Here is a 25,835-nt window from a genome sequence, read left to right as displayed (position 1 = left end):
GAGGGCATGGCGATTGATTGGCGTTGGCGGTTAGGAAGCGGTGCGGCTCTAGTAATCCTGTCCCCTGTGCTGGCGCAGACGCTGGCCACGATTGAAAGACCGCAAAGGGTCCTCCCTTTGCCGGGTGCCTTGGATCAGGTGCCGGTGTTAAATAGCAATAGCCCCGAGGTGGTGCAGCGAGGGGGGATTCTCCTCTCCACATTTCCGCCGGCAGGTAAAGCCAACCCCAAGGCCCACTTGAACTTTGCCTTTCGCGATCGCTTTGATATTTTTGCCCACCATATTGCCAAGCCCCTCGACCCACAGGATCTCACCCCCCTCTACCTAGGAATTCTTGCCTACAACCCCGGCCCTAAACCGGTAACGGTAAATTTGATCCATGCCGCCAGTTACCTGAGCCAACCGCAGGCTCCCTTTCGCCCCCTGCCCGCTCAACAGGCCAATGATCTCGGGCAAATTTTTGCCGGTCCGGGCGATCGCGTCATGCTCGATATTCTGCAACAACGACGACAACCGGGCTGGCCGGCGCAAATCGTGATTTCCCCTGGCAGCTATGCCCTGATCGCCAATTTACCGATTCCCGTTGAGGGACTCGATCCGCCTCTGAATGGCCGTTCGCTCTTGATTCGGGCGCGCAGTAGCGGTGAGATTTATCTGGCCAGTTTAGCCCGCTTTGGCAAGGAACCGCCGACCCTTGAGCAATGGCAGCAGACCCTCCTAGAAGGGGAACTCGTCACCCCCCGCGATCGCCCCCCCACGCCCCCCCACCAAGGCGGCAGTATTGTCTATGGCCGAGTGGCAGGTGTTGCCCTTGGCTCCCGCTGGCATAATCCCCAGCAACAGCCGATTCCGATTCCCGAAGTGGGTACCGCCTTCTCCTATCCCATCAGTTCGCTGGTGGCAGGACGGTTGGGCACAGGGCAAATTCAAACGGCTCCTTTGGTGCGACGTTATCCTGATACGGCCTATGCTGCCCATGGTAATTACGGCGTTGAATATGATTTGATTCTGCCGCTGCAAAATACCGGCGATCGCCCCCAGAGGGTGCGCCTTGCCCTCCAAACTCCCCTCAAGTTTGATGCCCCTGGCGAGGGATTACGTTTTTTTGCCGAACCCCCCAACCGCATCTTTTTCCGGGGCAGTGTCCGATTGCGCTTCCGCGATGATCATGGCACCCCCCAGAGTCGGATCATTCACCTTGTGCAACGGCAAGGCCAGCAGGGAGAGGATTTGGTGCGGCTAACCCTGCAACCCCAAGAAATTCGCCGAGTGCAGTTCACCCTGCTCTATCCCCCGGATGCAACACCGCCCCAAGTGTTGACCATTGAAACCTTGGCAGATCCGCTGTCGCGCCCCTGAGTACAATAGAGAGGATCCCCTCACCCTTGCTGACCGGGTTAGATCAGTTGCGTTTTTGACGAAGGGTTGCCATGCTAAATCCAGATCTTTCCAAAATTGAACTCACGAAAGACGACTATGAACGCTATTCCCGCCACCTGATTTTGCCGGAGGTGGGTGTTGAGGGTCAAAAGCGCCTCAAAGCGGCCAGTGTGCTGTGCATCGGCACCGGTGGACTGGGGTCCCCCCTGTTGCTCTATCTGGCGGCGGCGGGGGTAGGTCGCCTTGGCATTGTAGATTTTGATGTGGTGGATAGCTCCAATTTGCAACGGCAGGTGATCCACGGCACCTCCTGGGTGGGCAAGCCCAAAATTCAATCGGCCAAGCACCGCATCCTTGAGATCAATCCCCATTGCCAAGTGGATCTCTACGAAACTCGGCTGAGCGCCGCCAATGCCCTTGAGATTATGGCAGACTACGACATTGTGGTGGACGGCACCGATAACTTCCCTACCCGTTACTTGGTCAACGATGCCTGTGTGCTTCTCAATAAGCCCAATGTCTACGGCTCCATCTTTCGCTTTGAAGGCCAAGCCACGGTCTTTAACTATCAAGGCGGACCCAACTATCGCGATCTCTATCCAGAACCGCCGCCACCGGGTCTTGTGCCCTCCTGTGCCGAAGGGGGTGTTCTGGGCATTTTACCGGGCATTATTGGCGTTATCCAAGCCACGGAGACGATTAAAATCATCCTTGGCAAAGGCACCACCCTCAGCGGGCGCCTGTTACTTTTCAACGCCTTAGAAATGAAATTCCGTGAACTGAAGCTGCGCCCCAACCCCGAACGACCCGTCATTGACAAGCTCATTGACTACGAAGAATTCTGTGGTATTCGCCAAGCCAAAGCCCAGGAGGCCGCCCAAATGGCAGAAATTCCCGAAATGACCGTGCAGGAACTCAAAGCCCTCATGGACAGTGGCGCCCAAGACTACGTCCTTGTGGATGTGCGCAATCCCAATGAGTACGAAATTGCCAAGATTCCCGGCGCCGTCCTTGTTCCCCTGTCGGAGATTGAAAATGGTTCCGGTGTGGAAAAAATTCGCAGTTTGGTGAACGGCCACCGCCTCTTGGTGCACTGCAAAATGGGGGGACGCTCTGCCAAAGCCCTTAGCATCCTCAAGCAAGCGGGCATTGAGGGGATCAATATCAAGGGGGGGATTAACGCTTGGAGTCAGGAAGTCGATCCTAGCGTACCCACCTACTAACCCAAGACAGGGGTAAGGCCGCGTAAGGGGATGTTGCGATACATGAACTTTCTTGAAGAGATGAACGCTGTCTCTCGCGCGATCGCCCGCCCTTGCCTAGAATAACCACTTAGGTCTGTGCCTGTGCGCGGACGTAACGGAATGCTAGGGAAATAAAAATCATGGCAGAAGAACTGATCAAGCCATACAATGGCGATCCCTTTGTGGGGCACTTATCAACACCCATTTCTGATTCTGGCCTCGTCAAGACCTTTATCGGCAACCTCCCCGCCTATCGTCAAGGCCTCTCCCCTATTCTGCGGGGCTTGGAAGTGGGGATGGCTCACGGTTATTTCGTAATTGGTCCTTGGGTCAAGCTCGGTCCCCTGCGGGATTCCGATGTGGCCAACTTGGGCGGTTTGATTTCTGGTATCGCTCTGATTTTGATTGCCACGGCCTGTTTAGCCGCCTATGGGCTGGTCAGTTTTCAAAAAGGGGGCAGCAGCAGCGATCCCCTGAAAACCGGTGAAGGTTGGAGCCAGTTTACGGCCGGCTTCTTTGTGGGTGCCATGGGGGCAGCTTTTGTTGCCTTCTTCCTCCTTGAGAATTTCTCTGTTGTCGATGGCATCATGACTGGCTTGTTTAACTAGAGCCTTGGTCACCCTTTAGTTTTGAACACCCAGAAGGAGAACCGTTGATTATGATGGGATCTTACGCTGCATCCTTTTTGCCTTGGATTTTTATTCCCGTGGTGTGCTGGCTGATGCCCACGGTGGTGATGGGGTTGCTGTTTCTCTACATTGAAGGGGACGCCTAAGCCGAGGGCTAACTTACCCAGCTAAATACCTAGAAAATATAAGTAGCGAGTAGAGAACTGGTTGGGGAATGTCCTAGCCAGTTTTTTGTTGCCTGAGGTCTTCTCAAGCCGCTGCGCCACTGAGTCGTTTTTTCAGGGAATTTACCCGCCGTTGGGCGATCGCGTTGTTGGGGTCATATTTCAGCGTGTGCTGATAGGCCTCAAGGGCGGGTTGGGGGAGATTCTTTTTCTCGTAGGCATGACCAAGATTGTTGGCGGCAGTCACATACTGCGGTTGATTTTTCAGAGCTTCTTTGTATTGGCGAATGGCCAAGTCATACTGCTCCTGCATGAAATAGGCGTAGCCAAGGGCATTGTAAATGGGGGCGAGATAGGTTTCCCCTTCGTTTTCAGCCGCCTTCAGGGCTTTTTGAAACAGAGGAATTGCTTGACTAGCGAGTTTTTTGGTGAGGTAGATGCTGCCTAGCTCAAAGTATTCCTGAGTTGTACCCGGCTCCTGCTTCAGTTTCCGTTGGAGGCGTGCCAAGCTAGATTCAATGCGACGGGTTTTGAGAATTTGTTTGACTACAAACCAAGCTGAGACGCCAAGTAGAATAATCAACACACTCAGATAAACCGCAGGTAAGGCATTCTCCATGGTGAGTCGTATCCCCAGTAACAACCAATCACTCTAAAATTGAGGCTCTACGCACTGATTCCTTAGGTCTATGATAAACAGAGGCGACCCCCTTAACCCCAGAAATCTCACAATTTAAGCCGCTGACTATGAATTCACCTGTGGTTCCCGGCAATCGTCCCCTCACCCCCCAGCAAAAGGACGGGCTGGCGTGGGTTGGCCGTTGGGGCGGTCGGGATGTAGTGCTGGCGATCGATCTTACGGAAAGTGTCGGACTCAACGATCCGGGGCGGCTCCACCTACGGCAAATCATTGAAAAAACCTTAACCAAAGGAGATACCGTCCATATTCTGCCCTTCGCCATGACGGTGCGATCGCCTGTGGTCTTTGAATACCAAGGGTCTGGGGATATTCCCAAAATTTTAGAGGCTATGCCCATGAATGCGGGCACGGAGCAGGGCACCGATATTATGTGTGCCGAACACTTTATCTATCGCTATTTGGCGCAACTCAACCAAGACCGTCTCTACAATCAGCAACCGATCAAAAACCAATCGGTGATTTGGCTAACAGATGCACCTTTGAATCTTCCTCAAGGGCAAGCCCATCAGTGGAAGGAGGTACCAAAGAGTCGCTGTGGCCTTGTGAATACGCCAGAGGCCAGTCAGCGCAGCCAATGGTTAGCAGCTTTGCCGATGCAGCAGCGCAGCATTCAACCGGGGCAGTTTCAGTTAACCGTTGTGGATGTGCCAGCAACCGTCCAGGAATTCTGTACGCCCAAGCCCGGTGGCGGAGAAGTCTGTCTAGTGAACGCCTACCTCTGGGGACAACTATGGTGGCAAATTCTGCTTGCCGGTGTCTTGGGGATTCTTGGTTTAGGGGGTGGATTGGGGTTCGCTGTACACTGGCTACGGCAGCAAATTCCTTGGTCTGTCACTGTCCAAGTGGGCGATCAAGAGTATCACTTTTCCCTCAAGCATGGCCAGAAAATTGGTGTGGGTGGTAACGTTACTGGCACGTTTTTGATGGTGCCCTTGCCCAGTATGGTGGCGATCGCTACCCTTGAACGGCGAAACCAAAACCTGATCATTCATGCTCTAGAAGGAGATTTGACCTGTGATGGTCAGCCAATCTTTGGTTCAATCACGATTCCCAAACAGCGTAGCTTTGTTCTCCTTGCATACAAGGATGAAATCATCAGGATAATCCTATAAAGTAATCCTTTAAGGTTGATCGCTTTCGTTGAGCAGCAGACTACAGGGGGCTGGATGTTTACGACGAATACCGCAGAAAACAATAATTTGACTGTTCTGCCCGTCATTTGCGTGGGGCTAGGAGGCACTGGGCGAGATGTGCTGGTTCGCATTCGCCAAAATATCATTGAAGAGTTTGGTTCCTTGGCAGAGCTACCGATCATTAGCTTTGTCCAGATCGATACCGATCGCAGTGGCCCGATTCCCCCTTACCGAGGCCAAAGTATTGAATTTACCCCTGCCGAGGAAGTCCATATCCGCGTTGCCCTCAACGAAGTCAATGAATTCAAGCAGAACTACGATCGGCGGCAAAAAAACGCCTATGTGCAAACTCCCGATGACCATATTCTCGAATGGTTTCCCGATCAACTGATTCGCAATCTCAGCACCATTGAGCAGGGAGCAGGTGCCGTGCGGGCGGTGGGTCGCTTTGCCCTCTTTAAGAACTATCTGCACGTGGTTCATGCTCTAAACCAAGCCCATGGCCGTGTGGTCGGTGCCAATACAGCTGCCCTGATTGCCCGTGGCATTGAGGTGAGACCGGGTTTGCGGGTTTTTGTAGCTGGTTCTCTCTGCGGGGGTACGGGGAGCGGTACGTTTCTCGATATCGGCTACATTTTGCGGCGGCTCTTTGCTGCAAGTGTGCCTAACTTTGAAACCTACGGCTACTTCGTCGTCAGCCCCGATCTCTACGGCGGCAACGATGTCGTCAAGGCCAACTGCTACGCTGCTCTTAAGGAACTAGACTACTATACTCGCAAGGGCACCATTTTTAATGCCCAATACCCCAACGAACGCCGTCTAGAAGAGTCTCGCCCGCCCTACGACTATACTTACTTAATCTCCAATGCGACCCCCGGCGGTACATTCATCATTCCACCAACAGATGCCAACGCCAAGGGCAAAATCACCAACACCATTGCTCAGAAAATTTGCCTCTTTTTGAGTAGCAGTGCCACCGCTGCCGCCGCAGTTTCTGCCCGTGACAATCTAAGAGCAATTGATTCCACCGAAGAATATGACAAACATCCCCGTCCGAATCGCCAGCGCTACATGACCATGGGATTGGCCAGTATTTACTTCCCCCAAGACAAAATCAATTTGCTGGCCGCCAACCAAATCAAAATTCAAGTGTTAGAGTTCTGGAAAAATGGTCTTGGTCAAGCCCCCAGTAACAGCCAAATGCAACAGTTCTATACGAGTCAACTTGACTGGGGGACAGATGATCTAGGGCAACTGCTGAAACAACGGTTGGAAAACGTCCCCGTGCAAGGAGGAACGCTAAGTGCCAACTTAGAACGCTGGCGCAACAATCAATATAGTCAAATTAGTGCAGCCCAATCCCGTGGGCAGCAAGATATGTTGAGAACGCAGTTTCCCCAGAATGCGATGGCACTTCTCAACTTTGTGCGGCCTGCGGACAACAGTAGAGAACGGGGGGTTTGGCTCACACCGATTGTTGAACACACGTCAGACGTGACCAATGACATCAAAATCAGTATTGAACAATTCCTAGAGCAAATCCTGCAACCGGATCACGAATTCTTTGGCCTCGACAATGCCATCAACTGGCTACAGGGACTTAAGACTAACTTCGAGCGTGTTCGTGCTCAATATGAGGTCAATCGCCCCCAAAATGCTGATACAGAACTGCGTAATATCACCACCCAACTGCAAAATGAGGTGCAGGCAATTCAGGGGCAGTTTCTTCCCTTTGGCAAAACGACAAAAGTTCAAACTGCCTTTCGGGTGGCTGTGGATCAGGTAGTCACTCTTGCTCGCCAAAACTACCAATCGCAGGTGAGCCGTCAAGTGCGCTCAGCCACAGAGGATCTAATTGTTTTTACCAATCAAAAAATTGCCCAATTGGTGCAGTTCCGCACCTTTATCCAAGAAAATATCCTCATACTGCAACGGCGGAGTGAACAGCTAGCAGAAGTCAATGTCCAAGAGCGGATTGGCTTGCCCATTGTCAATGCCCAAGACACCGAACATGCGATTAATGCCGTGCTTCCCCCCAGAGAAGGGGAGCGGCGCTTGGCCTTGAACCAGCTTTCCACTGAGGTAATTCAAAAAGCAGTGGTTGTCAGCGCAGAGGAACCACCGAGTTTAGAACACTTCCTCAAACCCCAGTTTGCACCGGCGGAAATTCCCGCTGCCCTTGATCAAGTGGTGGACAGACGGATTGCGACATTGATGCTGTCTCTGCGGGGATCGGCGATTCAACGCTTTATGGAAATGGGCAGCCGTGAGCAGTTAATTGCCTACTTAACGTCCCTGAAAAACCAGTCGGACATTCTCCTGCCCCTGAATCTCAATGACGGCTATTTCAACAACGCCCCCCATAAGCGAACGGTCTTTATTGCCTACCACCAACCCGCCACAGAGGATGCCTATGTGCAGGCCTTTACTCAACTCCTGACGGAAACGGGGCTATTGGGGAATGCCCAGCGAGTGCAATTGCCGGCTTCAGAGCAGCATCAAGTGATTTTCATGACGGAGTATGCCGGCTTTCCCCTGCGGTTAATCAATGACTTGACAGCGAAAAATTTCCAATATGCCTACGAAAACCGAGGTGAGGCGGGCAATTTTGACTGTCTGCATACCAATAAAACGATTACGCTCACGGATATTTTGCCGCCCCCACCAGAAGTAGTGCGGGAAGTGCAGGAACTATTTTTTAAGTGCCTCGGCTTGAAAATGTTTGCCCTAGAGGGCGACAATCTTGTCTTCAATCCAAAAAATGGCGGCAGGAAAATTACCTTCGGCAATGATTGGTCTGCTGTTATTGATCAATTGACTTGGGTAGAGATTCGCAACCAAGACCAGCACACCACGACCTTAACGGATATGCTGCGCCAACAACTGAATGAGGCGATTAATTTCTTGGTGAGTAATCGGGCAGAATGGGAAAACAGCTATCGCCCCCATGTCATGGCTTTAATTGAGGAAATTCGTGCCTATCGGCCAGATCACATTAACTTTGCTATGGTACCCATTGTGGCAGGGACAGAAATTCAAGGCCTCACCGGAATTGCCCGCAAAGGCATTCTTCAGGAGTTAATTGAGGAACTAGATAAACGCATTGAGGATTACTGGGGAAAAACCTTGGCCTCGACCTCGGCTATCCCTCAGACTGAGCGATTACTCAAGCAATCATCCCCTTTGACGGAACGGGATGTTGATATGCAACACAGGAACAATCAAGACAATTAACAGCAATAACATTTTCCGAGGAAAAATTATGGACCTATTTAATCTCTTTCTAGAAGAGGTACAAGACTCGTGGATCCTTCGACTTTTTATTGGGATTCCGACCCTGACGGCTCTCTGTAGTGCTGCCCTGCGGCTGAGCCTGTTTAGCCGTTTAATGTACTTTATTCGCTGGGATTGGGCCGTTGCCAGTGAGACTCCTCAAGCTCCCCCTTTAATTCGGCAGTTGCGCGAGCGGATGACTCGATGCTTAGAGAAGTATGACGAGATCAACACTGCTGCTTTAGTGGACTACACGCTTGCCCAAGAACACTTGTGGGGATTGTCTCTAGAGAAGGCTGAGTACTTGACACGTGTAACGCCCAATTTACTGATTGCCATTGGTCTGTTGGGTACATTTCTAGGAGTCACCCTCAATATCTATGGTATAATGAGGAATTTATCTGCCATTGCTGACCTTCAGGTGAGCGAAGCAAACGCGCCGGTACAATTGCTCTCACAGTTGATTGAGCAATTTCGTGCCCCCTTGCGGGGAATGTCATTGGCCTTTGTCTCTAGTGTCGTCAGCTTGTCGTTGGGCATCTTTCTGACTTGTGTTAATTCTATTTGGAATACGACGTTGGCGCGGCGGCATTTTTTCACAGCGGTAGAACTGTATTTAGATCACGAGCTGGCCAGTGAGAAACGCAACCCCACCGGACGGTTGATTCAATCCATTGATCGCAACTTTACTGTTTTCTTGGAGAATTTCCACGAAACGGTTACTAAAGCCATTGAAACCCCCCTAGAGCGGGAATTGGCCAATCTTAGGCAAGCACACAACAGAAATATTGAGCTGGCAGAGAGGGTCTTTGCCAGAGTTGACAATGCCGTGGGTAATCTCGTGGCCGGGGCAAATATTTTTCAGACAGCAGTGCGGGCATTAGAAGATAGTCAATTTGGAGAGAAGTTGAGTACAGCTGCACAGCAACTTGCCCGGTTTATTGATCAGTTGACGGAAGCTGCGGCGCGATCGCAACAACTCAATAGCGAAGTGATTGACTTGACTGCTAAAGTTGCAGACACCCTAGAGCGGGTTAATCGTATCCATATGAACTTTGAGGAGATTGCCGGCAATCTGAGTACGACGACGAGCACCTTTACACATATTCAAGAAATAGTTTTGGGCTTGGTTAACGAAATTGAACAGGTGAATTGGCAAGTGGCGCAGAAGTCCACAGAACTGGCAAAAGCCGCAGATCAACTGGCGAAGCTGCTGGCGATCGCCCAGAGCGCACAAAATACCCTTAGCCAAAATCAACAGGAATTGATAACGATGTTACGCTCTATGGAGCGACTCAGTAGTGATGTTAGCCAACACCTCCTCCAGGGGAATGAGGAACTGCGGCAAGTGCGTTTTGGTGTCAGCAAATTTTCCACAGAAGTGTCTAATATCATCGAGCAAAACCAAGCCAATCAAAAGCAGTTATTAATCATTTTGGAAAAGAATGGCTCCCATGCGGAGCAACTGAGTACAGCCGCAGACAAAATTGCCCGTGTCACAGAGCAGTTAGATCGTCAATACAAATCCCTCACCGACCAGTTAATCACGCTCAAAAATAGCTTTGAAAATTATCGCAAGCAGCGCTCCGCCAGCGATGGCGATCGCCAAAGCCAGATCAAAGCCCTTGAGAAGGGTCTAGAGCAAATCCACGAGCAGTTAAGTCAGTTGCAACAACAAACCAAAGACTCTAGCCAATCAATGACGAGAGCTGTTCAATCCTTGGAGCAAATAAACCGCAATTTGGTGCTCCTCTCCCAAAAAGTTACACCCGCCGCCCCACAAACGAAGTAATTGCTTATGCGTCCCTTCCGTCGCTCTTGGCAACAGGAACCAGAGGACTTTAACCCTTGGATGTCCTACACGGATCTAATGTCCGGCACTTTACTTATCTTAAGCCTGATTACTTTTATTATGCTGATTTTTATCGTCATTAATCAAAAACAGATTCATGAATTGCAGCAACAAGTTAAAGGCCAAGGCAGAGTCCAAGGCCCGCCGCCAATTCTCTTTATTCCTGACAATGATAAGTTTCGATTTTCGGTCGGAAGTGCGCAGCTCTCCGATGCCTTTCGCAAGTACATTTGGAACAGTTTAGTTGCCAAAATTGTTGAAACTCGCACCTTGTACGGCATTGACACGGTGGAAATCATTGGGCATACCGATGGCCAACCCAATCAAGGCAGCAGTAGTAACTTGGATATGTTCCTCGAGCAGGCAGCAGCTACCAACGCATTAAATCGTTTGATCCCCGGATCGAATGCTGATCTGGGTCTAATGCGGGCACTGGCGATCGCCAACGAACTCCGCAAAGCACAAGCAAAACAACCCAAGCTGGCTGGCCTCCAATTCCGTGCCTACTCTGCGGGTCAACTCTACCTACTTAATGGTGAATTAGCACCGGCGAATCGCAATCCAGATGTTTCCCGACGCCGCATTGAAGTCCGCTTTACCCGCATGGGTCGAACAGAAACTGCTCGTTAGTTGTAGTCTGATCTAGAGGATTATTGCACTCCAGTACACTCATTGTCAGCCTAGGGATCACTTGTATTACTATCACTGGTAATTGCGGCTTCTTCCTCGTTGGTTGGCATGGCCGCCACCGTTGGACTGGGGGTGGGGCTGGGGGGCAGTAGCTGAGTTTCTCCTAGGGAAGTGGCATGGAGTGCTAAGAATTGCTGCTCAAGGTCTTGGCTTGAAGCCAGCAGGCGGCTGAGGATTTTAATGAGACGTCGCAAATCAGACTGGAAGGATTCATCGCTGGTGAGTTTGAGCAAGTCATTCGTCAGTTTTTGGGCATTGATAAATGTGGCGCGTGCGGCATCTAGAGTTTGGGCGATCGACAGCATGATAATCGGACTACTCAGTGTCCCAGAGACTTTATTGAGATTGGCTGCGGCTTCTGCACCATTTTTAATGAGCCGATCCAAATTAGCCAGTAATTCTCCCTGCTCCAGTTGCTTCGTCAGAGGACGAAGGGCATTGAGCGTGGTTCTCAGATCTCGGGCAGCCCCATCAATGTTGTGTAAAGCAGAGTTAATTGTATTGCGGTTGACCTCAACTAGTTCACTAATTTGGTTGGCAGCACGGGTGACGGCTTGAGATGCAGTGCTAAAGTTCCGTAGTTCGGCGCGGGCATCTCTGCTGAGGGCGTTGAAGCTATCGAGGGCAGTGGTCACCTTTGTCAACGATTGGTCAGCACGGTTAACGGTGCGGGTTGCGCCCAAAATGAGGGTATTGGCGTTGTTGATAATCCCCGATTCCTCAAGGGTGGTGGTAAAGCGGGTTGCCGCTCGCACTAAATCTTCTAGGCCGGCAGTACGTACGCCGGTCACGCGATCCCCATTGCAATAGATTAACTCTGGCTGACACTTGGGAGCAAAGGCGGTGACCCCCTCTGGAATCTCGGGTACTCGCTCCTTGGGGGTAAAGTCTAAGAAGGCCTGACCAATGAATCCCGATTGGCGAATTTCCGGTACAGCACCACGCGGAATCAATACATTATTGACGCGCACACTCACCCGCACACCATTGGCATCAAAACCGATCGCCGTGACTCGCCCCACTTGGACACCGCGATAGCGCACCTGTGTCCCCACTGCCAAGCCCGGCGCGGTATCCAATTCCACCTCAAGGGTGTAGCTATTGGCACCGGCAAGGTTGCCCCGCAACCACAGAAGGCCGACCCCCAATGTCGCTAAGCCTGCAAGAATCACCAGACCTACCAAACTTTCCTGCACACGCCGTGACTGCATCATAGGAATAGAGCACCGCAAAAAGTTTTTGAAATCTATAGCCACTATAGTTTACTCTGAACGCCCTGAATCGCCGCTTTTTGCCAGTGCTCGCCCCAAATCAGGGTATGCGTTTGCCAGTTGGGATCGGGCTGGGGATAGTCTTGGCGATAGTGGCCTCCGCGGCTTTCCTCGCGAAAGAGGGCGCTCTTGAGAATTAAATAGGCAATGTCTAGGAGATTGCGTAGCTCCCCCCATTCCCAGAGGGTGGATTGCGCAGCCTCATGGCTGAGGGTATAGCAGTGCGCAGGGTCTAGTTGACGAAAGGCGATCGCAATCGGATGAGTCAAAAGTTCTTGGCGCCATTCCTTAACTTGAGACAGAGCGGCCATCAGCGTTGGAGCATCGCGACAAATGCCGGCACTTTGCCACAGCAGTTCGCGTAGATCTTGGCGCCACCCCCGAAAGCTCACCGGCTCAACGTCAAGGGCATGCTGGCGAGGCGGGGAGATCTCCGCCGGAAGAGGCTGCGGGTGCAGATGAGCCAGTTGAGCCGAAAAGACGAAGCATTCCAACAGGGAATTACTTGCAAGGCGATTGGCGCCGTGGACACCAGTACTGGCAACTTCGCCAACGGCATAGAGGCCGGGCAGGGTGGTTCTGGCCTGTAGATCTGTGAGGACTCCCCCCATCCAATAATGGGCGGCCGGCGATACGGGAATGGGTTGCTGCTCAACGTCAATGCCCCACTGCCGACAGACAGCAATGATTTTCGGAAACCGGTGGTGTAGGCGATCGCGGGGAATCGGTCGTAAATCCAGCCAAACATGGGGGGCAGGACTCTGCTGAAGGTGACGATAAATAGCACGACTCACAATATCCCGGGGTGCCAGTTCCCCCGCCGGATGGTAATCCGTTACAAAGCGATGACCCCTGTGGTCGATTAAGTGTGCCCCTTCACCCCGTACGGCTTCACTAATTAAAAATCGCGGTGCCCCCTCAACCGCCAGAGCTGTGGGATGAAACTGGAAAAACTCGACATCCCGAATATGTGCTCCAGCCCGCCATGCCATTGCCACACCATCGCCAGTGCTCAAGGGAGGATTTGTGGTTTGGGCAAAGACTTGACCGCCACCGCCGGTGGCCAGAACGACCGCACCTGAGCGCAGCCATTGAAGCTGTCCCTGATGCAAGAGACACACACCACAGCATTGCTCCCCCTCTAGCCACAGATCAAAGACAAAGCTATTCGGCAGGAGCGTAATATGGGGTGCAGCCGTCACCTGTTCGAGCAGTGTCGTAATCAGGGCTTGGCCGGTGGTGTCAGCAGCATGGAGCACCCGCGGACGGGAATGGGCAGCTTCGAGGGTTAAAGCTGGGCGATCGCCCGCGCGATCAAACGCCACCCCCATGGCCAAGAGCCTCTCAACCTGCGCCGGTGCCTGCTCAACTAAAAACTGCACACTCACTGGATCGCAGAGGCCAGCTCCTGCAGCAAGGGTATCTTGGGCATGGAGCAAGGGAGAATCCGCCGGGTCAATAGCGGCAGCCATACCTCCCTGCGCCCAGCCACTAGCAGATTGCTGGAGGTCAGTTTTTGTAATCAGGCCAATGCGATAGTGAGAGGGAAGGGATAGGGCAGCACTGAGACCCGCAGCACCACTGCCAATGATTAAGACATCAAATCCAGAAGTTGCGGGAGTCAACGCTAACCCAAAATTTATCTAAGAAGGGCGATTACTTGTATAGCCCATTATTGTAGCGATCGCCCCCCTCAACAAGAGCTGTTTCCACCTCAGTCACCGTAAAGTGATCCAAGTTTTCCCGCAGGATTTCCTTTTGCCGCTCGGTGAGACCAGGAATGTTTAGGACATCTTCCACAGATTGATAGGGGGCATTTTTAACAATGAGTTTCGCTAGAGTTGGGTACAGACCCCGGTATTGAATGAAGGCGGCAATGTTGGTATTGTTCAGGTCAATTTTCTCGCCATAGGCAGTACCGAGCTTCTTATCTACCACATTGACCAGTTCTTCCTCCGTGGATGCAGTTGCCGCCAAGGTTGGGGCACTCCAGTTGATCCAGCCCAACAGGCTAACGCCCACGAAGTAAGCCAGTGCTAGCCAGCGGCCTAAACGTTGCATAATTCCTTTACCTCCCAAATCTCACAGGTCATTACGAAAAACAGCGGTTCATTAAGAATCTAAGAATCAAAGTAAAGAACTGACCACATCGCACAGCAAGCGCAGGCGGCAGTAGCCCATCACTGGCAGGGTGACAGAGGAACCTGAGGCATAGCGCCCACAACAGACTGATGTCTAGGCTCCCCCCTACAGGTGAATGAAGCTCACACCACCTGCTGAGGTGAGGTGGTGATGTCTATGCTAACCTGAGAAGTGAGAGTCTACAGATCACACAGACAAGCCCAGCTTCTAGGTGAGTATCGGGAAAGTTTGCCCGCATACTCCTCACTGTCCTTTCGGCAAGTGAGTTTAAGAATCCCTCTGGCAGCGATGTTTTGACTGCCATTCAGATTTCAGTCGTTTGTCTCTGCGGTCTATGTCTCTTCCAAGGTAATAAATTCCCGATGGATTACAGTACCGTCAAAGGTAACAACTGAAATACCATGAATAATTATACTATCATGCTGTTGATTATGGCTAGGAAGTGAGTACATTGAGAATCAGGGCTACGATGATTAATTTATTGGCAGCTCCGCTTCGCTTCATTGCCGCGCCTTAACCCCTGCCTGCTACGCGAGGATGGGGGAGTGCAGGCTAAATTTGTTCTAAGTTTGTTCAATAATATGAGAGGGAGACTGTCTCTTAATCGCTTTTTTTAGGGTGTCTAGTGTAGGGTGTCGCGAATTGTGAGGGCTTGAGCAAGGAACCCATGGAGGTCATCAAAGGTACCCACGTAGGCGGGTACAGGAGCATCATAGCCCTTGAGGCTCAGCACTTGCGGTCGAAAGGGGACAAGAGTTGGACAAGACTGCACAAGGTAGTGGTAGGTGGTTGCCCCCATTGCTAGATCAGCGGCAATGGTTTTGGTGGCACTCTCGAGCCGAAAGGCGGCGTTCACTGTATCTCCGAGAGCCGTGTAGTCGGGGCGATCGCCACTCCCGGTATTGCCCACCATTGCATAGCCCGTATTCAAGCCTGAACCAATACGCAGTGGCCACGGCAAGGGATATTGCTGGTGCAGTTCTCCCGTCATCAGCCGTAAATCCTCTAAGGCAGAGAGGGTATGACAAATTTCTTGATAGCCAATCTCTTCGCTTTCGTGGATCCAAACCGCCATCACCGCATCGCCAATATATTTATCCACCCAACTGCCGTATTGACGGATAATCTCACCGGCACGATGAAACCACGTGCCAATTAGCTCCGACAGTAGCTCCTCTTCAAGTTGCCGTGTCAGCTTGGTAAAGTCACGAATATCCACGACGAGAACTGTCAACAGGCGGCGGACATGGAGCAATGCCGTGGAGGAACCTTCGGATTGAGGCAAGGACAAAGTGGCATTTTCAGCAAACAAAGGGGCAAAAGGCTCGTTAAAAAAGTCTAGTTCTGTTTGACCAAAGGTAATGCGATCGCCATTGTGTAGGGCAATGGGAATACTCACACGGCGACCATTAACAAACGTGCCATTGCGACTCCCCAGATCAATGAGATAAAACTCCCCCTGCCCCATGCGCTGAATCATGGCATGGTTCCGTGACATCCAGCGATCGCTGAGCACAATCGAATTATCTTCACTGCGGCCAATCGTCCAGCAGTTCCCCCCTGTGAGGGGAAAGTAGCACACCGCATCCTCGCTCACCAGTGCTAGATGGGGTTCTGAAGGAGGTGGGGTATCGGGGTGAATGACCTCAGGGATGCTAGGAATCTGCGAGAGGGTGTGGCGCAGTTGATTAATAATTTGCTGCTGACGCAAAATAATCGCCACTAATTGTTGGGGAGGCAAGGTTTCAAGAATTTTTTGATCGGGCAAGTTAAACGTCAGGTCAGCATCCATGGGGGACAAAATAGGAGAAATACTCTTCATACTTGAGAAATCACCGTGGGTCAGCTCTCCCCCCAGCGCCACCGATGTGCAAATGTTTCAAAGTCAAGTCCAACAATAGATCCAGTCTAGCAAAGGAGCTTTGTCGGTCTCAATAGAGGGCGTCTTTGCGGCAGCACGGATCAACCATAGAGCGATCGCCAGAGGAAGCATTAGTCCCTGCTTGCCCTCGTAAAAATTATTAACCTTTCCCCTAGGGTTGGGTTGAAGCCCATCCGCTAAAATGATGGCAGCTTTGGGAGGGATTGCTCTCTCCCGTGAATGCACTTTGACCTGTCTGCATTTGAGGACAACACTCCATGCGTCGATTGTTAACCCTACTCCTTGTCTTGACCCTGTGGCTAGGTTTTGCCCCTCTAGCCTCCGCTGATGTGGCAGGACTCGTCCCCTGCAAAGATTCTCCTGCCTTTCAAAAACGTGCTGCCGCTGCTGTGAATACCACCGCTGATCCCGCCTCCGGTCAAAAACGGTTTGAGCGCTACAGTCAAGCTCTTTGTGGCCAAGAGGGTCTGCCCCACCTCGTGGTGGACGGTCGTCTCAGCCGTGCCGGTGATTTTCTCATTCCCAGTGTGCTCTTCCTGTACATTGCTGGCTGGATCGGCTGGGTGGGTCGCGCCTACTTGATTGCTGTGCGCAACAGCGGTGAGGCCAATGAAAAAGAAATCATTATTGATGTGCCCCTTGCCATCAAATGCATGCTCACAGGTTTTGCTTGGCCGCTGGCCGCCCTTAAGGAGCTGGCATCGGGTGAACTTACCGCCAAAGATAACGAAATCACTGTTTCCCCTCGCTAGCTTCACTGTTCGTTGATTGTCATAAGGACGACGTACCATGAAACACTTTTTGACCTATCTTTCCACCGCGCCCGTGCTGGCTGCCATTTGGATGACGATTACTGCCGGGATTTTGATTGAGTTTAATCGCTTCTATCCCGACTTGCTCTTCCATCCCCTGTAAGTGAACCCTGAACTTTTGAACAAACTCGGTACAAGGGTGGAACGCTCGTTCTGCCCTTTTTTGTCGCGATCGCGTCGCGCACCGTAGGTGTTCGCACCCTAGAGGCTATACAATAGTTATTTGTCCTAAAATAGCAGCCGTAGCCACTAACGCTGACGATTGCTGTTAACCCATCCAGTTCAATGAAAGAGGATCCCCATGGCAAAGCGGGTGCAAGTTGTCCTGAATGAAACTGTCAATAAACTCGGGCGAATGGGTCAAGTCGTCGAAGTCGCCCCCGGCTATGCCCGGAATTACCTATTTCCCAGAGGGATTGCCGAGCCAGCAACCCCCAATGCTTTACGGCGGGTAGAGCGGCTCCAAGAAAAAGAACGGCAACGGCTTGCCGAACTCAAAGACGCTGCGGAAAAACAAAAAGCCACCCTCGAAAAACTGGCCACCATTACCATCTCTATGCCCGTGGGCGAAAAGGATATGCTCTTTGGCAGTGTCACGCCTCAAGATGTGGCTGATGCGATCCAGGCGATTACGGGTGAAACCATTGATCGCCGTGACATGATTTTGCCCGAGATTCGCAAACTGGGCACCTACACGGCTGAAATCAAGCTCCATCCCGAAGTGAGTGTCAAACTCAATATCCAAGTGGTTGCTGATTAGGGCTAACTTCCCTGATGGTTCAGGAACCGAGTTTCCAGCCCGATAGTCAACTTATTCCCCCCCAGAACCTCGAAGCGGAAGAGTGGATCTTGGGGGGTATTCTCTTAGACCCGGAAGCGATTAACCGTGTGGTGGATATTTTGCCGGTCGAGGCCTTTTATCTCAGTGCCCATCGCGAAATCTATCGGGCGGCTATTTCCCTCCACAGTCGTGGCAGCCCTACGGATCTCCTGTGCATCACTGCTTGGCTACAGGATCAGGGCCTATTGGAAAAAGTGGGAGGTCACACAAAGCTGGCGGAACTGGTCGAGCGCACCGTTAGCGCCATTAATATTGATCGCTACGCCCTCTTGGTCAAGGAAAAATACCTGCGCCGCAAGCTGATTGAAGCGGGTACCCAAGTGGTGAAGTTGGGCTACGATAGCAGCCTCTCATTGAATGTGATCTTGGATCAGGCCGAGCAGCAGATCTTTAGTGTGACGCAGGATCGGATTCAGCAGGGGTTGACCCGCACTGATGAAATTCTCACCCGCACGTTTACGGAGTTAGAGCAGCGGGCGATCGGCAATATTCAGCCGGGTCTATTCTGCAATTTTTATGACTTGGACAATATGACCCAAGGCTTCCAGCGATCGGACTTGATCATTATTGCGGGTCGTCCTTCCATGGGTAAGACGGCGATCGCCCTGCAAATTGCCCGCCGCATTGCCGAAATTCACAATCTGGGGGTGGCCATTTACAGTCTTGAGATGTCCAAAGAACAACTGGTACAACGCCTCCTTGCCAGTGAAGCTCGCATTGACAGCAACTATTTACGAGCAGGTCGCATTAGCCAACACCAGTGGGAACCCCTGAGTCGGGCGATCGGGATTCTTTCCCAACTGCCCATCTACATTGACGACACTCCCAACCCTACCCTTGGAGAGATTCGCTCCACGGCTCGTCGTCTCCATGCCGAGCATCCCAACGGTCTTGGCCTCATTTTGATTGACTATCTGCAACTGATGGGCGGCGAAGAGACCACAGAAGGCCGGGTGCAGGAACTCTCGAAAATTACCCGTTCCCTCAAGGGACTGGCACGGGAACTGAATGTACCAGTGATTGCTCTCTCCCAACTCAGCCGCAGTGTGGAATCGCGGCAAAATAAACGCCCTCTGATGTCAGACTTGCGCGAATCCGGCTCCATCGAACAGGATGCTGACTTGGTGATCCTGCTGTACCGCGATGAATACTATAACCCTGACACTCCTGATCGCGGCATTTGTGAACTCCTAATTGCCAAACACCGCAATGGTCCGGTGGGGACAGTCAAACTCCTCTTTGACCCCCAATACACTCGTTTTGAAAACCTTGCTCGCGATTAGTCGAGTGGGGAGAGGGTACTGTTTCCTTGTCTGAAAGGTTCGGTGTCAACGATGATTGCTCCTATCTATACTGGGGATGTGTCTTGATGAGGAAATCAACCCATGGATACGACTTTTGCTCAACCGACAACGAAATGTGTCTCGGCCACTTTCAAGGAAGAGGCCAAGGTTAAAGAAGCGATTGAACGGCTCTTGAATCGCGGTGTGCCCAAGGAAAATGTTTCGATCATTGGCCGTAATTTTCAGTCTGAAGCCCGTATTAGTGGATTTATTACTAAGAAAGATATTATTTTAGATGGCGTCACCACTGGTGCTCTTTACGGTTCGGTGTTTGGTTCGCTGCTGAGTCTGCTGACCGGCGTCGGTGTTCTCTTCATTCCTTATTATTGGCGTTGTGGCCCCTGCTCTCTTGGGAGCAACAAGTGGTGCCCTTTATGGTGCTTTAGGGGCTGGGCTAGGATCCGCATTGATCTCCTTAGGAATGCCGCAGGACAAAGCCGCCATTTATCAAACGCGGGTACAGGCGGGAGAGTTTTTGCTGGTTGTTGAAGTTCCTGAGGACAAAGCAGGGGAGATTTTTCTCCTATTACAATCTGCCGGTGGTCAAGAGGTGGCGATTACCGAAATGCAAATTCCGCGTCAGCCTGAGGGGCAGTTTCTGACCCAGAGGATATTTCCCCAGAGGTGCGTGCAGATCTCTCGGAGGCCGCTTAGTCTAAATTCGTTGAAGCCTATAACGAAGCTCTGAAGGAGTCTAATGATGAAAAAAATGCCCTCGTTAAGGCGTGGGAGCACATCAAGCGCCTCTTCCAACGGGACGATCAGGGCGTCTATGGCAGTTAGGCGGTAGCCCACTTCCCCCTTCATTGCTCTTGAGGGGGGACTAACAGTCAACTATTGAACTTGTAGGACTTTAATTCTCTGGCTGTCGTGATCCGCCAAGTAGCCAATGGAGGTTGACCCCTACTCCTAAGGATCCTTGACCAACAAGACCTGCATTGGGAATACTGCTGCCGACTGCTGTTGATCCATAGAGATCAACGTAACGCAAGCCAGCACTATAGACCCCCGTTTGACCAAAGACAGGAGTGGCTTTGGCCATGAATTGGAGGTTACGGACTATCTCAACATTGAGGCCGACCCCCACGCCACCCACCACTTTTTGATCTTTGATCTGGGGTAAAAATTCCCACCTTGGGATTCAGCAGCAGTGCCACATTCTTGGTTGGCTCATACATAAAGGCCAACTCCAAGCCCCCTAGGGAACGACTGCTACCGCCCCCCTGCTTAATGCCACGATTAAATGAGCCTTGAAAGGCCAAAGAAAAGGGATCCCCTTGAGCCTGATCGAGGAAACGCAACTTAGCCGCTAGCCCCAACTGCAAGTTACCGCTGTAGTTGATGTTTTCGATGAGCGTTTCACCGCGCTTCCACTGTTCAATGGCAATGGCAAATTGGGCATCGTAGGCAAGACAAAGCCCACCTGAAAGCCGGTTCCAGTGGTGCTGCTGTTGCCCCGCAGGTGTAGCATCCCCGGATCAAGGGTGCTCGGGGAGGTAAGGGTCAGACCATTCAGCAAAAGCTGGCGATCGCGATCACTGAGGGGTTGCCGCGGCTCACTGCGAAAACTGGGCAAAAAGGGCGGCGCAAAATCAGGTCCCATATTGGGGGCGTAGCTCAAGCCTGCCATGACACCCACTTGATCAGCACCGGGTAAAAAAGCCAAGGTGCGGGTTGCAGGAGTGATCCCAAAGGCATTAGTGGCTGACAAATCAATACTCACTGATGGATTCACAAGGAAGCGCACACCGGCACTCCACACGGGCAGGTTAACGATCGCCCCATCACTACTGCGCACGGCATTGCCCCCAAGGCCTATGGGCATATTGACATCGGCAAAAAGGTTAAAGCGAGGATGGGGTTGCCAACTGATGCCTGTGCCGAAGTTGAAGTTCGTGCCGTAAAAGTCCCCTCCCTTGTTAAGGGTATCGGGAAAGTTAGGTGAGGTTGGGTGTAAAGTGCCACTGCAACTGGGGATTAAAGGAATAGGTCATCGGCGCTTGCAACGAAGCTGAAACTGTCCACGTCCCCGCTCGCGCAGCCCCCGGCACAAAGAGGAAATTGTCCGATCGCACCCGCACCGCCTCTAGGGAGACAGCTACAGCCACAGATAAATTATCTCCGCGATGCACTTGGTATTTGAGACCGGCGGAGATCGCCCCCAACTGAAGATCGGGTTGTAGCCCCTTCACCAAACGTCCCAAGGGGTCGTCGTAGTAATTGCCACTAAAGCTGACTTGCAAGCGATGATTGATGGCATAGTCAATGGAGCCATAGAAAATTTGCAGACCGCCACCGCCTCCGGCCACTTGGGGATCGTAATTGCGAATCCCCCCCGCAGTTCAAGGTTTTGCTCAGGCAGGATATTGGCGGTCTCTAAGTTGAAGAGACGAGTAGGCGGACGCATCAACGGTGGAATGCGATACTGAGGTTCCTCGGCAATGATGGGTGCCGGTGCCTGCTCAGCCACGGGGGGGAGAATAGGTTGTGCCAGTTCTTCTGGCGTTGCCGGCTGCCAAGGGCGATCGCTACTCGGTTCGGGAACGGCTTGCCATTGGAGCGGAGCCTCCGCTGTTGGTGCCACTTCAAAGGTTGGATTGGTTGTTGGCCGAGCCTCAATTTGCCATTGGGATGGGCTAGACTGCGCCGTTGCTGCTAAGGGCAACCACGCACTTGCACTAAAACCAAAGACCAGCAACCATTTGCCATTCATGCCACATCACTCACACCACCATCTCTTCCACTTAAACCGATCGCTGTCCCTTCTGGCAAATTTACTCCCACTCAATAGTTCCGGGCGGCTTGGAGGTAATGTCATAGACTACCCGATTCACCCCCGGTACTTCATTGACAATGCGGTTGGAAATGCGCTCTAGGAGGTCGTAGGGCACCCGCGCCCAGTCGGCGGTCATCCCATCTTCACTGGTAACAAACCGCAGCACCACTGGATAGGCATAGGTTCGTTGATCTCCCATGACCCCCACGGTGCGAATTGGCAGCAGCACCGCAAAGGCTTGCCAAAAGTCGTGGTACATCTCGGCACGGTTAATCTCCTGCCGCACAATCAGATCCGCATCCCGCAAGATCTCTAGGCGCTCAGGGGTCACTTCACCGAGAATCCGAATCGCTAAACCGGGGCCAGGGAAGGGGTGCCGTCGCACAATTTCTTCGGGCAGACCGAGCGATCGCCCCACTTGGCGCACTTCATCCTTAAAGAGCTTGCGCAGGGGTTCCACCAGCTTAAAGCGCAGGTTTTCGGGGAGGCCGCCAACATTGTGGTGGCTTTTAATTTTCACTGCTACGCGCTCACCGGTTTGCGGGTCAATGTTGGTATTTGCCGATTCAATGACATCGGGATACAGCGTTCCCTGAGCAAGGTAGTCAAAGGGGCCTAGTCGCTGGGACTCTTCCTCAAAAACACGGATAAATTCATGGCCAATGCGTTTGCGCTTTTCTTCGGGGTCTGTGACGCCCACCAGTTGGGCAAGGAAGCGATCGCGGGCATTGACGTACTCCACCTTGATGTGAAACTGCTCTTGAAAGAGCTTGAGGAGTCGTTCGGGTTCCCCTTTGCGCATGAACCCTTGATCAATGAACATACAGGTGAGTTGATCGCCAATGGCACGGTGGAGCAAAAAAGCCAGCGTCGAAGAATCCACTCCCCCCGACAGGGCAAGGAGCACTCGTTTATCGCCCACTTTGGCGCGCACTTCCCGGATTGCTTCTTCGACAAAGGCAGCGGTGGTCCAAGTGGGTTCACAATCGCAAATGTGATAGACAAAGTTGCGGATCAGGGCAATGCCACCCACGGAATGCACCACTTCTGGGTGGAACTGAACGCCATAGAGTTTCCGCTCCGGATGGGCGATCGCCGCCATTGGCGTATTGTGGGTATGGGCCAAGACGCGAAAACCGGGGGGTAGTGCCGTAACGCTATCGCCATGGCTCATCCACATAATCGTTTCCTGCTCCACATTGGTGAGCAGATCCGTGGGGTCATCAATAAAGAGCGCTGCTTTGCCATACTCCCCGGCGCTGGCTCGCTCCACAGTTCCCCCCAACTGTTGCACCATCAGTTGCATGCCATAGCACACGCCAAGGATGGGAATGCCGAGGTTCCAAATCTCAGGATCGCATTGGGGAGCATTCTCGTCATAAACAGAGTTAGGACCACCGGAGAGAATAATCCCCTTGGGAGCCAATTGGGCGAGTTGCGCAGCGGTGGTACGGTAGGAAATGACCTCGGAATAGACTTGGGTTTCACGAATGCGGCGGGCAATGAGTTCGGAGTATTGCGACCCAAAATCGAGAATGACAATGAGTTGGCGTTGCAGGCCTTGGCCAGTGGCTGTATCGGGTTGGTGGAGGGTGGAGTGAGTCAACGTTGCAGTCCTTCTGATCCCAAATAGCTCGTACTTTCCAGAATACCGCCCTTTTCTGAAATATGGGTGATGTAATCCTGTCTGAGAGCGGTCTTAGCTCTTTTAGGCCTATGGAATCCTTGGGCACAGGGCTGTATCGCTGCTGTGGTTGGCGGGGGAATCTGCCCGGCAGTGGTACGATCGCTATCTAAGTAGCGAATGTAACGAATCACCTGCATGAGTGCCCCTCTTACTGTCGAGTCTGTCTTGGCCGCTCTCCGCCCTGTGGAAGATCCCGAGTTACGGCGATCGCTGGTGGAGTTGAACATGATCCGCGATGTTGCCATTGAGGATGGCACGGTTCGCTTTACACTGGTGCTGACAACCCCCGCCTGCCCCCTACGGGAATTTATTGTCGAAGATTGCAAAAAAGCCGTCTTTACCCTGCCGGGGGTCATGGATGTGCAGGTGGCGGTTACTGCCGAAACACCCCAGCAAAAGAGCCTGCCCGATCGCACCGATGTAGCGGGGGTCAAAAACATCATTGCCGTCTCCAGTGGTAAAGGCGGGGTCGGCAAAAGTACCGTGGCGGTGAATTTAGCCCTTGCCCTTGCCCAGGCCGGCGCAGCCGTCGGCATGATTGATGCCGATATCTATGGCCCCAATGTTCCGACGATGCTGGGGCTAGAGGAAGCTATTGTCGAAGTGCGCAAGGAAGCCAGAGGCGATGTCCTAGTACCGCCGGTGGCCCACGGCTTGAAAGTGGTCTCCATGGCCTTCCTCATTGATCGGGATCAGCCGGTCATTTGGCGCGGTCCTATGCTCAATGGCATTATTCGCCAATTCCTCTACCAAAGTGACTGGGGCGCACTGGACTATCTGGTTGTGGATTTGCCCCCCGGTACTGGGGATGCCCAACTCACCCTGGCACAAGCGGTTCCGATGGCAGGGGTGGTGATTGTGACAACGCCTCAAGCTGTTGCCCTTGGGGATGCGCGGCGCGGATTGCGGATGTTTCAGCAGTTGGGGGTCACGATTCTCGGACTCGTGGAAAATATGAGTTACTTTATTCCCCCTGATCTGCCCAATCGTCGCTATGACATTTTTGGCAGTGGCGGCGGCGAAGCCTTGGCGGCAGAAATGGGCGTGCCCCTTTTAGGACAGATCCCCTTGGAATTGCCGGTTCGCGAAGGGGGAGATTTGGGTCAGCCGATTCTCATTGCCCAGCCGCAGTCTGCTTCCGCTCAAGCCCTGCGGGCGATCGCTCAACAGGTGGCAGCTCGGGTCTCTGTAGCTGCCCTCAGCCCTGCGCGATGAATCGTCAGCAGCTCAAGATCAAGAATCCCATTTTTTGGTGGGCTGCGGGTCTTGCCCTGTTTGGCGATCGCCTGACGAAAGCATGGATTGTGGCCACCTATGCCCTAACCATTCCACCGCAAACAACGCCCATTATCCCCGGTGTCTTTCACATTACCTACGTTACAAATACTGGGGCGGCCTTTAGCCTCTTTGCCAATGGCAGTGTTTGGTTGCGCTGGTTGTCTCTCATCGTTAGCTTGGGTCTGATCACTTGGGCCGTGCTAGGTCCGAGATTAGATCGATGGCAGCAGGTGGGCTATGGCTGTTTACTCGGCGGCGCCTTGGGCAACGGCATTGATCGCTTTCTCACGGGCGAGGTGGTTGACTTCTTGGATTTTCGCTTGATTCAATTTCCTGTCTTTAATGTGGCGGACATTGCCATTAATATCGGCATTGCTTGTCTTTTGTGGTCGGCGTGGCGCCAGCGCTAGCTGATATTGTAGGAGCAATCTCCTAAATCCGCCAAAAACTGAGTCAATTCCCCTTGGCGGATACCACCGTAGAGTACATTCACTTGATAGACCCACTGATTTGTCCAGTCAAGTGCCGTCAACCAGCCACTGCGACGATGGTAGGCACCCGTTTCAATCCCTAACCAACCAGCCCCTCGCACAATTTTCCCTGCTTCCACACCGGGAAACGTAAATGTAATTGTGTGACCCACCACAATCGTTTTATCGGCAAATTGACGCTCATCCCGCTAACGCTTCTCGTATAGCGGGAGATTCCCCCTTCACCGAGTCTTGGCTAGATGTCCCG

General features: G+C 52.4%; 26 protein-coding genes and 2 pseudogenes. 15 read left to right on the top strand and 13 right to left on the bottom strand.

Annotated elements, in window-relative coordinates; translation table 11 throughout:
* The first annotated feature begins 6 nt into the window (after positions 1-6).
* From ACK4IR_RS05565 to ACK4IR_RS05550, 4 genes are all read left to right on the top strand, one after another.
* A complete protein-coding gene (locus ACK4IR_RS05565; RefSeq protein ID WP_409873222.1) occupies positions 7-1,359 on the top strand; it encodes a DUF3370 domain-containing protein in 1,353 nt (450 codons plus the stop codon).
* Positions 1,360-1,430: 71 nt separating this feature from the next.
* Positions 1,431-2,603, top strand: coding sequence for a molybdopterin-synthase adenylyltransferase MoeB (moeB, locus tag ACK4IR_RS05560; protein ID WP_409873220.1), 1,173 nt, complete (start codon positions 1,431-1,433; stop codon positions 2,601-2,603).
* A 161-nt stretch (positions 2,604-2,764) separates the two neighbouring features.
* The gene (locus tag ACK4IR_RS05555) at positions 2,765-3,232 is read left to right on the top strand and encodes a photosystem I reaction center protein subunit XI (RefSeq protein WP_409873219.1); all 468 of its coding nucleotides are present in this window, start codon (positions 2,765-2,767) and stop codon (positions 3,230-3,232) included.
* 50 nt (positions 3,233-3,282) lie between these two features.
* Positions 3,283-3,399 (top strand): photosystem I reaction center subunit VIII, encoded by a 117-nt coding sequence (locus tag ACK4IR_RS05550; protein WP_149820283.1) that lies wholly within the window; start codon positions 3,283-3,285, stop codon positions 3,397-3,399.
* A gap of 103 nt (positions 3,400-3,502) precedes the next feature.
* On the opposite strand, the gene ACK4IR_RS05545 is transcribed toward ACK4IR_RS05550, so the two are convergent.
* Complete coding sequence (locus ACK4IR_RS05545; RefSeq protein ID WP_409873217.1) at positions 3,503-4,036, bottom strand: tetratricopeptide repeat protein; 534 nt, start codon at positions 4,034-4,036, stop codon at positions 3,503-3,505.
* A 128-nt stretch (positions 4,037-4,164) separates the two neighbouring features.
* Between ACK4IR_RS05545 and ACK4IR_RS05540 the strand changes: the two genes are divergently transcribed.
* From ACK4IR_RS05540 to ACK4IR_RS05525, 4 genes are read left to right on the top strand one after another with little or no spacing between them, the layout of a single operon-like run.
* Positions 4,165-5,229 carry a VWA domain-containing protein gene (locus ACK4IR_RS05540; protein WP_409873215.1) on the top strand — a complete coding sequence of 355 codons (1,065 nt, stop codon included), beginning with the start codon at positions 4,165-4,167 and terminating at the stop codon, positions 5,227-5,229.
* Positions 5,230-5,283: 54 nt separating this feature from the next.
* Positions 5,284-8,484 carry a tubulin-like doman-containing protein gene (locus ACK4IR_RS05535; protein ID WP_409873214.1) on the top strand — a complete coding sequence of 1,067 codons (3,201 nt, stop codon included), beginning with the start codon at positions 5,284-5,286 and terminating at the stop codon, positions 8,482-8,484.
* A 28-nt stretch (positions 8,485-8,512) separates the two neighbouring features.
* Entirely contained in the window at positions 8,513-10,315 is a 1,803-nt protein-coding gene (locus ACK4IR_RS05530) for a hypothetical protein (protein WP_409873212.1), read from the top strand.
* Positions 10,316-10,321: 6 nt separating this feature from the next.
* On the top strand, positions 10,322-11,005 hold the full coding sequence (locus tag ACK4IR_RS05525) for a flagellar motor protein (protein WP_409873211.1): 684 nt from the start codon (positions 10,322-10,324) through the stop codon (positions 11,003-11,005).
* A 50-nt stretch (positions 11,006-11,055) separates the two neighbouring features.
* On the opposite strand, the gene ACK4IR_RS05520 is transcribed toward ACK4IR_RS05525, so the two are convergent.
* The 4 genes from ACK4IR_RS05520 to ACK4IR_RS05505 all read right to left on the bottom strand — a co-directional run bounded on the left by ACK4IR_RS05520 (position 11,056) and on the right by ACK4IR_RS05505 (position 16,300).
* Positions 11,056-12,279 (bottom strand): MlaD family protein, encoded by a 1,224-nt coding sequence (locus tag ACK4IR_RS05520; protein WP_409873209.1) that lies wholly within the window; start codon positions 12,277-12,279, stop codon positions 11,056-11,058.
* 41 nt (positions 12,280-12,320) lie between these two features.
* Entirely contained in the window at positions 12,321-13,961 is a 1,641-nt protein-coding gene (gene nadB / locus ACK4IR_RS05515) for an L-aspartate oxidase (RefSeq protein ID WP_409873207.1), read from the bottom strand.
* Between the two features lie 31 nt (positions 13,962-13,992).
* The gene (psbU, locus tag ACK4IR_RS05510) at positions 13,993-14,397 is read right to left on the bottom strand and encodes a photosystem II complex extrinsic protein PsbU (protein WP_409873206.1); all 405 of its coding nucleotides are present in this window, start codon (positions 14,395-14,397) and stop codon (positions 13,993-13,995) included.
* 703 nt (positions 14,398-15,100) lie between these two features.
* Complete coding sequence (locus ACK4IR_RS05505; protein WP_409873205.1) at positions 15,101-16,300, bottom strand: adenylate/guanylate cyclase domain-containing protein; 1,200 nt, start codon at positions 16,298-16,300, stop codon at positions 15,101-15,103.
* Positions 16,301-16,617: 317 nt separating this feature from the next.
* Here ACK4IR_RS05505 and ACK4IR_RS05500 point away from each other — a divergent pair, with 317 nt between their 5' ends.
* From ACK4IR_RS05500 to ACK4IR_RS05480, 5 genes and pseudogenes are all read left to right on the top strand, one after another.
* The gene (locus ACK4IR_RS05500; protein ID WP_409873203.1) at positions 16,618-17,112 is read left to right on the top strand and encodes a Photosystem I reaction center subunit III; all 495 of its coding nucleotides are present in this window, start codon (positions 16,618-16,620) and stop codon (positions 17,110-17,112) included.
* A 37-nt stretch (positions 17,113-17,149) separates the two neighbouring features.
* On the top strand, positions 17,150-17,275 hold the full coding sequence (psaJ, locus tag ACK4IR_RS05495) for a photosystem I reaction center subunit IX (RefSeq protein ID WP_011058244.1): 126 nt from the start codon (positions 17,150-17,152) through the stop codon (positions 17,273-17,275).
* Positions 17,276-17,473: 198 nt separating this feature from the next.
* On the top strand, positions 17,474-17,932 hold the full coding sequence (rplI, locus tag ACK4IR_RS05490) for a 50S ribosomal protein L9 (protein ID WP_409873202.1): 459 nt from the start codon (positions 17,474-17,476) through the stop codon (positions 17,930-17,932).
* A gap of 14 nt (positions 17,933-17,946) precedes the next feature.
* The gene (gene dnaB, locus ACK4IR_RS05485; RefSeq protein ID WP_409873200.1) at positions 17,947-19,296 is read left to right on the top strand and encodes a replicative DNA helicase; all 1,350 of its coding nucleotides are present in this window, start codon (positions 17,947-17,949) and stop codon (positions 19,294-19,296) included.
* A gap of 102 nt (positions 19,297-19,398) precedes the next feature.
* A pseudogene (locus ACK4IR_RS05480) lies at positions 19,399-20,139 on the top strand (ChaB family protein).
* 70 nt (positions 20,140-20,209) lie between these two features.
* Here the strand turns inward: ACK4IR_RS05480 and ACK4IR_RS05475 are convergent.
* From ACK4IR_RS05475 to ACK4IR_RS05445, 7 genes are all read right to left on the bottom strand, one after another.
* On the bottom strand, positions 20,210-20,455 hold the full coding sequence (locus tag ACK4IR_RS05475; RefSeq protein ID WP_409873198.1) for a hypothetical protein: 246 nt from the start codon (positions 20,453-20,455) through the stop codon (positions 20,210-20,212).
* Positions 20,421-20,657 (bottom strand): hypothetical protein, encoded by a 237-nt coding sequence (locus ACK4IR_RS05470; protein WP_409873196.1) that lies wholly within the window; start codon positions 20,655-20,657, stop codon positions 20,421-20,423. The genes ACK4IR_RS05475 and ACK4IR_RS05470 overlap by 35 nt, the downstream gene beginning before the upstream one ends.
* Before the next feature lie 8 nt (positions 20,658-20,665).
* Positions 20,666-21,181 carry a hypothetical protein gene (locus tag ACK4IR_RS05465; protein WP_409873194.1) on the bottom strand — a complete coding sequence of 172 codons (516 nt, stop codon included), beginning with the start codon at positions 21,179-21,181 and terminating at the stop codon, positions 20,666-20,668.
* Positions 21,182-21,293: 112 nt separating this feature from the next.
* A complete protein-coding gene (locus tag ACK4IR_RS05460; protein WP_409873193.1) occupies positions 21,294-21,548 on the bottom strand; it encodes a hypothetical protein in 255 nt (84 codons plus the stop codon).
* Positions 21,545-22,069, bottom strand: a complete 525-nt coding sequence (locus ACK4IR_RS05455; protein WP_409873191.1) for a hypothetical protein — start codon at positions 22,067-22,069, stop codon at positions 21,545-21,547. Before ACK4IR_RS05455 ends, ACK4IR_RS05460 begins: the two co-directional genes overlap by 4 nt.
* Positions 22,070-22,130: 61 nt before the next feature.
* Positions 22,131-23,738 (bottom strand): glutamine-hydrolyzing GMP synthase, encoded by a 1,608-nt coding sequence (gene guaA, locus ACK4IR_RS05450; RefSeq protein WP_409873190.1) that lies wholly within the window; start codon positions 23,736-23,738, stop codon positions 22,131-22,133.
* A complete protein-coding gene (locus ACK4IR_RS05445) occupies positions 23,735-23,956 on the bottom strand; it encodes a hypothetical protein (protein ID WP_409873189.1) in 222 nt (73 codons plus the stop codon). The genes guaA and ACK4IR_RS05445 overlap by 4 nt, the downstream gene beginning before the upstream one ends.
* On the opposite strand from ACK4IR_RS05445, the gene ACK4IR_RS05440 reads away from it, so the two are divergent.
* Both ACK4IR_RS05440 and lspA read left to right on the top strand, forming a co-directional pair.
* Positions 23,955-25,034: an Mrp/NBP35 family ATP-binding protein gene (locus ACK4IR_RS05440; RefSeq protein ID WP_409873188.1), complete on the top strand. Its 1,080-nt coding sequence runs from the start codon at positions 23,955-23,957 to the stop codon at positions 25,032-25,034. The two genes, ACK4IR_RS05445 and ACK4IR_RS05440, sit on opposite strands and share 2 nt — an antisense overlap.
* Positions 25,031-25,507, top strand: a complete 477-nt coding sequence (lspA, locus tag ACK4IR_RS05435; RefSeq protein WP_409873186.1) for a signal peptidase II — start codon at positions 25,031-25,033, stop codon at positions 25,505-25,507. The genes ACK4IR_RS05440 and lspA overlap by 4 nt, the downstream gene beginning before the upstream one ends.
* Here the strand turns inward: lspA and ACK4IR_RS05430 are convergent.
* Positions 25,504-25,761: pseudogene (locus tag ACK4IR_RS05430) on the bottom strand (serine/threonine protein phosphatase); the annotation flags it as partial. The gene lspA and the pseudogene ACK4IR_RS05430 overlap by 4 nt on opposite strands.
* Positions 25,762-25,835 lie beyond the last annotated feature (74 nt).

The sequence above is a fragment of the Thermosynechococcus sp. genome (genome assembly GCF_046299635.1).
Classification (GTDB): Bacteria; Cyanobacteriota; Cyanobacteriia; order Thermosynechococcales; family Thermosynechococcaceae; genus Thermosynechococcus.
This window is presented reverse-complemented; position numbering and strand designations above follow the sequence as displayed.